The 9,698-nt window shown below is 53.4% G+C and carries 8 protein-coding genes and 1 pseudogene; 7 read left to right on the top strand and 2 right to left on the bottom strand.

The window, feature by feature from the left end:
- Both R3177_RS10180 and R3177_RS10175 read left to right on the top strand, forming a co-directional pair.
- A partial coding sequence (locus R3177_RS10180) for an ABC transporter permease (protein WP_318970927.1) occupies positions 1–441 on the top strand: 441 nt, incomplete at its 5' end.
- Between the two features lie 186 nt (positions 442–627).
- Positions 628–969, top strand: coding sequence for a hypothetical protein (locus R3177_RS10175; protein WP_318970926.1), 342 nt, complete (start codon positions 628–630; stop codon positions 967–969).
- A 28-nt stretch (positions 970–997) separates the two neighbouring features.
- Here the strand turns inward: R3177_RS10175 and R3177_RS10170 are convergent, their stop codons facing one another.
- The gene (locus R3177_RS10170; protein WP_318970925.1) at positions 998–1,471 is read right to left on the bottom strand and encodes a TerB family tellurite resistance protein; all 474 of its coding nucleotides are present in this window, start codon (positions 1,469–1,471) and stop codon (positions 998–1,000) included.
- Between the two features lie 113 nt (positions 1,472–1,584).
- Here R3177_RS10170 and R3177_RS10165 point away from each other — a divergent pair, with 113 nt between their 5' ends.
- The 3 genes from R3177_RS10165 to R3177_RS10155 all read left to right on the top strand — a co-directional run bounded on the left by R3177_RS10165 (position 1,585) and on the right by R3177_RS10155 (position 6,780).
- Entirely contained in the window at positions 1,585–2,406 is an 822-nt protein-coding gene (locus R3177_RS10165; RefSeq protein ID WP_318970924.1) for a zinc-dependent peptidase, read from the top strand.
- 77 nt (positions 2,407–2,483) lie between these two features.
- Positions 2,484–3,605, top strand: a complete 1,122-nt coding sequence (locus R3177_RS10160) for an efflux RND transporter periplasmic adaptor subunit (RefSeq protein ID WP_318970923.1) — start codon at positions 2,484–2,486, stop codon at positions 3,603–3,605.
- 22 nt (positions 3,606–3,627) lie between these two features.
- The gene (locus R3177_RS10155; RefSeq protein ID WP_318970922.1) at positions 3,628–6,780 is read left to right on the top strand and encodes an efflux RND transporter permease subunit; all 3,153 of its coding nucleotides are present in this window, start codon (positions 3,628–3,630) and stop codon (positions 6,778–6,780) included.
- Here the strand turns inward: R3177_RS10155 and R3177_RS10150 are convergent.
- Positions 6,770–6,952, bottom strand: a complete 183-nt coding sequence (locus tag R3177_RS10150; protein WP_318970921.1) for a hypothetical protein — start codon at positions 6,950–6,952, stop codon at positions 6,770–6,772. The two genes, R3177_RS10155 and R3177_RS10150, sit on opposite strands and share 11 nt — an antisense overlap.
- Before the next feature lie 122 nt (positions 6,953–7,074).
- Here R3177_RS10150 and R3177_RS10145 point away from each other — a divergent pair, with 122 nt between their 5' ends.
- Entirely contained in the window at positions 7,075–9,312 is a 2,238-nt protein-coding gene (locus tag R3177_RS10145; RefSeq protein WP_318970920.1) for an exonuclease domain-containing protein, read from the top strand.
- 88 nt (positions 9,313–9,400) lie between these two features.
- Positions 9,401–9,698 (top strand): annotated as a pseudogene (locus R3177_RS10140) (thiopurine S-methyltransferase); the annotation flags it as partial.

The raw sequence follows: 9,698 nt of genomic DNA, 5'->3' as shown, positions 1-9,698 counted from the left end.
GTTAACTTAAGCTGGTTGAACTGGCCGGTGCTTTTCTGGCTGCTGCCATTTGCGTTACTGGGGGTATTACTCAGTGCCTGCTTTATGGGCGCCATCGCCGCCTCGATTGATGACCCGAACACCAGTGGCAAGGGAGCCGTGATGATGATCACCTGGCTGCCAATGCTGTTTACCTATCTGGTTATTGACAGCCCCACCGGCACCGCCATGACAATACTAAGCTGGTTGCCACTAACCTCTTTTGCCGCCATGCCGGTCAAAATGGCAATGGTTGAGTTGCCGTGGTGGCAACCGGCGTTATCACTGATGTTATTGGTGGCAACAGTAGCGTGGATGCGCCGGATCGCTGGCAGAATTTTTTTACGCGGCATGCAAATGTACGGCAAGGAACCAAGCTGGGGACAAATTGTTGGCTGGGCACTGAGTAATAAAACGACGTAATCGTCATTGGCCTGCTGGATTAGCCGTTAACCCGTGTTCAATCTGGTTGCTATGGAACCAAACAGCTTTATTTGTGCCTAAAGGCGCATCTTTGCAAAAACCGTTTTGCCGTTAACTTTATTAATGCTGCCGGCGACAGCGTGGCTGCTATGCTTTATCATGGTGCCGGATTTTTTGGGAGCAACTATGTTTAATTCTTCGTTTCGGCAACAGGCCGCTGCCTGGCAACAGCAGTTTTCCAGGCGGCAGCACGGCAACCTGTTGCAACGCCTGCTGGCCTGGATTGTGCTCGGCCTGATGCTGGTTGTTGCCGCGGCCCTCTTATTATTTATGTTGCTGCTCAGCTGGCTGGTTATTCCGTTTGTCATTTATCGCTACCGGAAAAAGATGCAGCGCTTTGCTGACGCTGCGCGGCAACAGGCGGCACAACACAGCGAGGGACAGCAAACCCAAACTTCTTCTCAGCAGCAAAGTAATGGCCGTAACCGGGTCATCGAAGGCGAAGTGTTACACAAGGACGAGCGCTGAGTCAGACAGGCGCTGACGGCATTGCTGCTTAGCTAAGTGGTTGTGCCGCCAGCTTACTCTGAATGTAATCACCGTGTCTGATAAACAATAAATCAGCAATTTTTCGCAGCATCACTTCCTCGTTGGGCTCCAATTCGCCATCAGCAAATGCGATTGTCCATAACTGATCCAGTAGAGCCAACCGCTCCGGATAAGGTAAATTTTTTAATTTACTGGTAAAACCATGCAAGCAGGTGGCGTCGCCCGCCTGCGCCAGGGCCTCAGCAAATACCGGCTCAGCTTTGGCCGCAGTTAACCCGAATTCTGTTTGCAGGTACTGCATAACTACGTCATGTTCCTGCTGCGCAGAGCTGAAATCGGCATGCGATAACTGCAACATCAGCACCACCGCCAGATATTGCTGCTCGCTCAGCCCGGCTTCACGCCATTGCTGATGGGCATTGCCGCTACCCTGCCAGTCTGAATTTGATTTTTCCAGTAAGTTTTTCAACAAATTAAACATAATTACTCCGGTTGGGCAGTAAACACTGCTTGACTTGGATAAGACGCAGCCCCATTCAAACAGTTCCGTTTTTCTGTCATAGTGACTTAAGCATAAGCTAAGGATACCTTACATTGCCAACCCTGATTGTAATACTGCTTGGCGCCCTGATTATTGGTGTCGTACTGGGCCGGGAACCGTGGCGTCGTTTTTGGCGTAAAAGAATTCAGGCGCAGCCTTTCCCGGCACAATGGCGGGCCATTCTCCGCCAGCGGGTGCCTTATTTCCGGGCCTTACCAGCCGATTTGCAGTTACAGCTGAAAAAACATATTCAGGTGTTTATCGCTGAAAAAAAGTTTATTGGCTGTGAGGGTATGACGGTAACTGATGAAATGCGGGTCACGATCGCCGCTCAGGCCTGTTTGCTACTGTTAAACCGGCCTGATTATTATTATCCGAAACTTGAGCAAATTTTAATTTATCCGGCGGCTTTTATCGTCCGTAGCGCAGCCCCTGATGCGGCTGGCGTGGTCACGGAACAGCGACGGGTGTTAAGCGGTGAGTCATGGGGGCAGGGTAAGGTTGTTCTGAGCTGGCAGGATGCCAGAGAAGGCGCTGCGCAGCCACACGATGGCCGCAACGTGGTTATCCATGAATTTGCCCACCAGCTTGATCAGGAAAAAGGCCTGGCCACCGGTGCACCGCTGCTTAGCCGCAGCAGTGACTATCAGCAATGGTCCAGCGTGATGCAGCAGGCGTTTGGTCAGCTACAACAGCAAACAGCCAGTGGCATCAGTGGCTTGCTTGACGGCTACGGCGCGACTAACCCGGCTGAATTCTTTGCGGTCATATCTGAAGTGTTTTTTGAACAGCCTGAACAACTGCAGACGCAGTACCCGGCGCTGTACCAGCAATTAAGCCGGTTTTACCGGTTAAACCCGCTTAGCTGGCAATAAAAATGTGATCTGATGCCGGCTTTGCGCCATACTTTCCAGCTTAACCGGAACCATTGTTAGTTAGCGAAGGATGCCTTATGCGAAATTGGATAGTCGCTTATTGCCCGCCTCTTAAGGGGCCGCTTTTAACGTTCATTCTGCTACTAAGCATGGTATCAGCGCAGGCTCAGGCTCAGGATAAGCAGCCGGTGCCGGTTCGTGTCGCCATGCCGGCAGCACAGACTGTTGGTCAGCAATTACAGCTGACCGGCACCCTGACTGCCCGCCAGCATGCCCGCTTATCAGCCCGTACCGATGGCCTGGTGTCGCGGGTCAGGGTTGATGCCGGCGATAAAGTAAGCGAAGGGCAGGTGTTACTGGAACTTGATCCGGCGCTGGCCACAGAGCAGTTAAAGCAACTGCAGGCAGCCGCTCAGGTAACCGCCGCTGACCTTACGGAAACAGCGCGGCTGGTCAATGAGGCCGAGCAGTTAACGTTGCAAAAACTCTTTCCGCAAACTGAGCTGGAACTGCGTCAGGCCAATTATGCGCGGGCAAAAGCGCTGCATCAGCAAGCACAAGCCGCTGTGGCACAGCAGCAGGAAGTACTGGCACGACACAAACTGATTGCGCCTTTTGCCGGGGTGATTGCCGCTAAGCTGACTGATGCCGGTGAGTGGGTAAGTCTGGGTACACCGGTACTGGAACTGGTGGCATTAAGCCCGCTGCATTTAGATGTGCAAATGCCGCAGGAACACTTTCAAACGCTGGATCAGTTACAGCAAATTAAGGTGCAAAGCGATATGCAGCCTGGCACCGAACTGCAGGCCAACATTATTGCAACTGTACCGGTCATTGATGCCAGCGCCCGCAGTTTTCTGGTGCGGCTGCAGTTGCAACAGTCAAGCCAACTGCAATTACTGCCTGGCACGTCGGCCAGCGCCACGTTTAATATGACAACCCGCAGTGAGCACAGTGTTGTGGTGCCCGCCGATGCCATCTTGCGCCACCCTGATGGCAGCTTCAGTGTCTTTATCGTCCGGGATAACACCGCCTACCGGCGTCTGGTGACGGTTGGCCGGCGCAATGGCAAAGAGGTGGAAGTAGAGGACGGTCTGACAGCAGACGAGGCGGTGGTTATCCGCGGTAATGAAACCCTGCGGGACGGCCAGCCGGTCAATATTGTCTCTGCCCAGGACCCGGGCTCACAGCAGGATTAAGTCACAGCGATAAGGAGCAGCTATGCTGGCAGCAGGAATTCGGCGCGGCACCATTTTAGCAGTAGTCGTATTAATCATTGCCGTGCTGGGCATTGCTGCGGCGATGCGGATCCCGGTGCAAATGATCCCGGATTTGGAAGTGCGCACCATCAGTGTGGTTACTGGCTGGCCGGGGGCGACACCTCAGGATATCGAAAAAGAAATTCTGATTGAGCAGGAGCGCTATCTGCGGAATCTGCCGAATCTGCAGCGAATGATCTCGCTGGCTGAAACGGGGTCGGCGACAATAGAGCTGGAGTTTCCGTTCGGGGTGGATATTAACGAGGCACTGATCCGGGTCAGTAATGCGCTGAGCCAGGTTAATGCCTATCCGGAAAATGTCGATCAGCCCCGCCTGTTCAGTAGCTCTTTCTCCAGTAATGCCTTTATGTATTTCCGGTTAATGCCGCTGCCCGGTAACCCGCTTGGGCTGGATATGGATATGGTGCGTGATTACGCCGAAGACTTTGTGCGACCGCGGATGGAACGGGTGCCCGGTGTCTCGGAAATTGGGGTCAGCGGCGGGGCACCGCGTCAGGTACAAATTCTGATTGACCCGGCCCGGTTAGCGCAGCGCGGGATCAGTATGACCGATATCCGCCAGGCAGTGCGCAGCCGCAATACCGATGCATCGGCTGGCGATATCGACAGCGGCAAACGGCGCTATTTACTGCGAATGGTTGGCCGTTTTAATGATTTGAGCGAGCTGGAAAACCTGATAATACTGCAGCGGGGCGACAGCCAGATAAGGCTTAAAGATATTGCAGAAGTAAAGCTTGATCACTTCGAAGTGCGGGATATGTCTTATTCCGACGGCGAGCGCACCCTGAGTTTGTCTGTGCGCCGGGAAAGCGGCTCTAATGTCATTGATATTAAAAACGCCATGCTGCCGGAAGTCGAGCGGATAAATCAGGACATGCTGGCGGCAAATGGCTTACAGCTGAAACTGGTCAGCGATGATGTACGCTATGTGCAAAGCTCTATCCGTAATGTCTGGACCAACCTGGGTCTGGGCGCCTTGCTGGCGACAATGGTTATGTATTTGTTCTTACGCTCACCCCGTGCCACGCTGGTGGCGGTGATGGGCGTACCTGTCTGCACCATTGCCGCCTTTTTGGGTTTGCTGCTGTTTAACCGCACCATTAATGTTATTTCACTGGCTGGCATCGCCTTTGCTATCGGCATGACAGTCGATAACACCATCGTAGTGCTGGAGAGTATTGAACAGGCCAGGCGCGATGGTTTAAAGCGGCTTGATGCGGCCATTAAAGGCGTGCAGGAAGTGTGGCCGGCGGTACTGGCCTCTACCATGACCACCGTGCTGGTATTTGCACCGATTTTATTTGTCGAGCAGGAAGCCGGTCAGCTGTATTCCGATATCGCTATTGCTATTGCCTCGGCCATTATTGCCTCGATGCTGGTTGCGGTCTTTGTGGTGCCGGCCGCCATTGCCCGGCTGGGCTTTGGCTCGGGCGCAGCACTAAATGAACAGGACGATACACCCGGCCGCTTACTGCGGGGCATCAGCAGTCTGGTCAGCAGTGCGAAAAGCCGGGTGCTGACATTAGTGATCACCCTGGCGTTAACGGTAGGTGCCGGCTGGATCTTAATGCCGCCAGCGGAATATCTGCCGGAAGGCGAAGAGCCAAAAGCCTTTTCGCAAATGATCGCGCCACCCGGTTATAACCTGTCGGAAATGAGTGTGATTGCCGACGAAATCCGGCTTATTCTGAATAATGCCGTTAATGCCGATCCTGAACTATTCGACCGGGGGCAAAGCCGGATCCCGTCATTGCAGTATTATTCGCTCAGTGTGTCAGTCGGCCGGATCTGGGTCTTGAGCGAACCGACCCGTGATGACGACATTGAAGCCATGATGAACGCCCTGACCACGCTATTCCGGGAATATCCCGGTATGCGGGCCTTTTCGGCCCGCGGCTCGATTATTTCCAGTAATGATGGTGGCACCCGGGCGGTGGCACTGGATATCTCCGGCCCCCAGCTGGCTGATTTATACCGCACGGCAGAAGCCGCTTATCTGGCAGCGCAACAGCTGTTTGATAATCCTCAGCTGAACTCCGATCCGTCGTCCCTGTCGCTTGACCAGCCGTTAATCCAGATCCGGCCACGCTGGTCACGGCTGGCCGAAGTAGGATTTGACGCGAACGACTTTGGTTTTGCAGTAGCGGCGCTGAGCGACGGTGCCTTTGTTGATGAATTCTTTATGCTGGACGATAAGGTCGATATTTTTCTGTTCAGTGGTGCCGGCACCAATCAGACCCTGCAGCAGCTGGCTCAGGCACCGGTGCAGACACCGCAAGGCGCTGTACTACCGTTAAATGCCCTGGCAGATTTAGTTGAGGTTGCCGACAGTGCCAGTTTACGCCGGGTTGATGGCCGGCGCACAGTAACCTTGTATATTATTCCGCCGCGAGATGTGGCGCTGGAAACGGCAGTGGCCCGGGTACAGGACGAGCTGGTGCCGCAGTTGCAGCGGGCCGGTGACGTTGCCACAGGAGTCAATCTAAGTATCACCGGTGCGGCGGATCAGCTGGAGGCGACGCAAGCGGCGCTAAGTGGTAACTTTGCTATCGCGCTGGTGCTGATCTACCTGCTGCTGGTGGCTATTTTTACCCATTGGGGCTATCCGCTGTTTATTCTGGCGACGGTGCCACTGGGCCTTGCCGGCGGCCTGGTCGGGCTGGCTGTGATTAACGGCATTGGCGACTTGCTGCAGCTGGCTGGCTTGCCGGGCATTTCTCAGCCGTTTGATATGATAACCATGCTGGGCTTTCTTATTTTGCTTGGTACCGTGGTGAACAATCCGATATTAATTGTCGATCAAAGCCGGAAAAACCTGCAGCAGGCCGATTGTAATGTTATCGACGCGGTAATGGCAGCAGTGGCCACCCGGCTGCGGCCAATTTTAATGTCGACCACTACCACTATTTTCGGGCTGGCGCCGCTGGTGTTTATTCCGGGGGCCGGTACCGAATTATACCGCGGGGTGGGCATTATTGTGCTGACCGGCTTACTGTGTTCAACTATTATTGCCCTGACGTTTTTACCGGCCTTACTGGTTAGTGTCATGCAGTGGCAGCAGCGCCGGGCTGGTAAACAAGAAATTAAGACATAAAGAAATATTTAATTAGTATTGCGCCGAGCATCACTGCCATCAGCGGATAAACCCAGCGGGCGTATTTGCTTAAGTCCTGGTCCTCGGCTTTTTTGCCGAATTTCTCCACCAGGGTCACTATTACAAACAGGCTGACAAATAAAATAACCAGAATGGTCAGTAAATTACCCATAAATCGTGGTTCCTTGTTATTCGCTGTATCACTGGCCTGCAGCTTAACACTGGCAGGAAGTGTTAGCCAATATGGTCGGCAACACGATAGCGTAGCAGATGGTATTTAAGGTGAGTACAGCAATGGCGCAACCCGAACTCGACAGCGGTTATTATCTGCAGCACTTTAACGAATTACTTCAGTTTGTCGTGCAGCATTATCAGCCGGTGCTAACCCCCGACAGCCGGGCTTTTATCGATGACTTTACTGCGCTAAGCGAAAGCGCGCAGCAACTGCTGGTGCGCATGTTAAACCGTAAAGGTCAGGTGTTTTGCGATGCCGAGCTTAACTACACCGAAATTGGTCCACCCGGGCCGGTGCTGGACGAACTGACGATAAAGGGTTTTGTCGCGCCACTAACCGCCAGTGACTTAACCGACTTCTGGCTCAGGCTGACCAAAGATACCTTGTGGCAGCTACTGCAGCTGGCAAAAAACGACTTGCCACCGGCGCTATGGGCAGAGTATACCGCGCTCAGGCCGGTTAAAAAAAGTCTGACCAAGCCGCTATTGCTGGGCGCGGCGCTGGCGCTGCCGGCAGACTGGTTAGCACTTATTGCTAAACTACCGCAGCGCTATCTGGCGCTTACGCGCCAGGACACACTGAATTATTTATATTTTCTGTACTTTGGCCGGATTGAAACCAACTTATCGCTGTTTACCCTGCGCGATTTGGGGATCCGGCAAAGCGGCCAGTTTAAACAGCAGTTTCAGCCCCGGTTTACTCACGCCAGTGAAGCAACCCTGGCCTATCAGCTGGCCAAAGCCAAACCGGCAATTATTGAGCTTGGCAAACAGCTGAAACAGCAGCCGGCTGATGCCGGTTCAAGGCTGAATCAATGGTTACAGCTGGTACGTCAGTGGCCGTTATCAGAAGATGACGCACTGCAACTGAAGCGCAGCGAGCGCTGTTATCAGCTGGGTAAACTGGCGGAGCAGCATAAGCTTGCAGAGCTGGCCATCAGCTTTTATCAGCTCAGTAATGGCTTTCCGGCCAGTGAGCGTTTAGTGCGGCTGTATTATGCGCAAGATAAGCCAGAGCAGTGCCAGCAGTATTTGCAGCAACTATTGACTGACCCTGCTTGTGATGAGGAATGGCTGTTTGCCGAGGACTTTTTCCGGCGCAAATTTACTGCGCCGGCGGGCAATGAGCGTCGATCGCAGTTAAGCCAGTTGCTGCACGATGCGCCGGCAATTGGCGTCGATGAGTTGTATCTGGGCCAGGCCGAGCAGGGCGTAATGGCTTTTTATCAGGCGCAGGGTTATACGGTGTTTCATGCGGAAAATAACCCCTGGCTGGCGCTGTTCGGTCTGTGGTTCTGGCATGAATTGTTTGAGCATAGCGCCAGCACGTTGCATAACCCGTTTGAACGCCGGCCCCGCAACCTGGCCAGTGGTGGCTTTTATCAGCAGTTTAGTACTGAGATAGAGCAGAAACTGCAGCAGCTGAATAGCGCCACCGCCGCTGAGCGACTACTGGCAGCCATTACCGCCCATTACGGTAAGGCCAATAGCTTGTTTTACTGGCACACCGATTTAGCAGAGCAGTTGCTGCCGTTAATCCGGTTGGCGCCAAAACATGCCGATGGCAGCAGTGCACTGGTGCCCATACTGCGTGCGATGGCGCAGGATTTTAAGCGCCATCGCAGCGGCTACCCCGATTTACTGCTGATCAAAGACCAGCAGCTTGAGTTTATTGAAGTAAAAGCGCCCGGCGATAAAATTCAGCGCCATCAGCTGGCCAGGCTCATGGCTTTACAACAGGCTGGCTTTAACGCCCGGATAGAAAAGCTTAACTGGATAGTCGACCCTAACCGCATCTATGTGGTGCTGGATGTGGAAACGACCGGTGGTAAGGCAGGTTTGGACAGGGTTATTGAAATAGGTGCGGTAAAAGTGCAGGCCGGCGAGGTGCTGGATACCTTTAGCACCTTAATTAACCCAGAGCGTTATATCCCGTCATTTATTACCCGCTTAACCGGTATTAACAGCGCCATGTTAACTGATGCCCCTACCTTTGCCGATATTGCCGCTAAGTTAAGTGAATTCCTGCAGGGCGCCGTATTTGTTGCCCACAATGCCAAGTTCGATTACGGCTTTATCCGGGCCGAGTTCACCCGGCTGGACATGCCGTTTGCCATGCCGCAGCTATGTACCGTTGTCAATATGCGCCGCTACTATCCGGGGCTGCAATCATACAGCCTTGGCAAGTTATGCGCAGAATTTGACATTAAGCTGACCAACCACCACCGTGCGCTGGATGATGCGATGGCTACCGTCGAATTGTTAAAGCTGATTAATGCTAGGCGGCAGCTGACGTAGTATAAAAGAGGGTGTCTATCAGGCTAACATCGACGGTAAAAACGTCATCGGCCTCTCATCAACTGGCAGCCCAGTAACAGGAGAACATGTGAACCCGGAATTCTGGCAGGAAAAGTGGCAGAAAAGAGAAATTGCTTTTCATCAGGCTGCGACTAACCCATTGCTGGTAAGCTGTTTTAACCAGCTACAGCTTGCACCCGGCGCCCGGATATTTTTGCCTCTGTGTGGCAAGAGCCTCGATATCCACTGGCTACTGGCGCAGGAGTATCAAGTTGTGGGCGCCGAGTTAAGTGAGCTGGCGGTAAAAGAGCTGTTTGCTGAGCTTGCGATCACGCCGCTGGTAACGAAAGCAGGGCAGTTACTGCGCTATGCCAGCCCGGATATTG

It is taken from the genome of Arsukibacterium sp. (genome assembly GCF_033722355.1).
Taxonomy (GTDB): domain Bacteria; phylum Pseudomonadota; class Gammaproteobacteria; order Enterobacterales; family Alteromonadaceae; genus Alishewanella.
The sequence above is the reverse complement of the archived record's forward strand: the minus strand, read 5'-3'. Positions and strand labels throughout refer to the sequence as shown.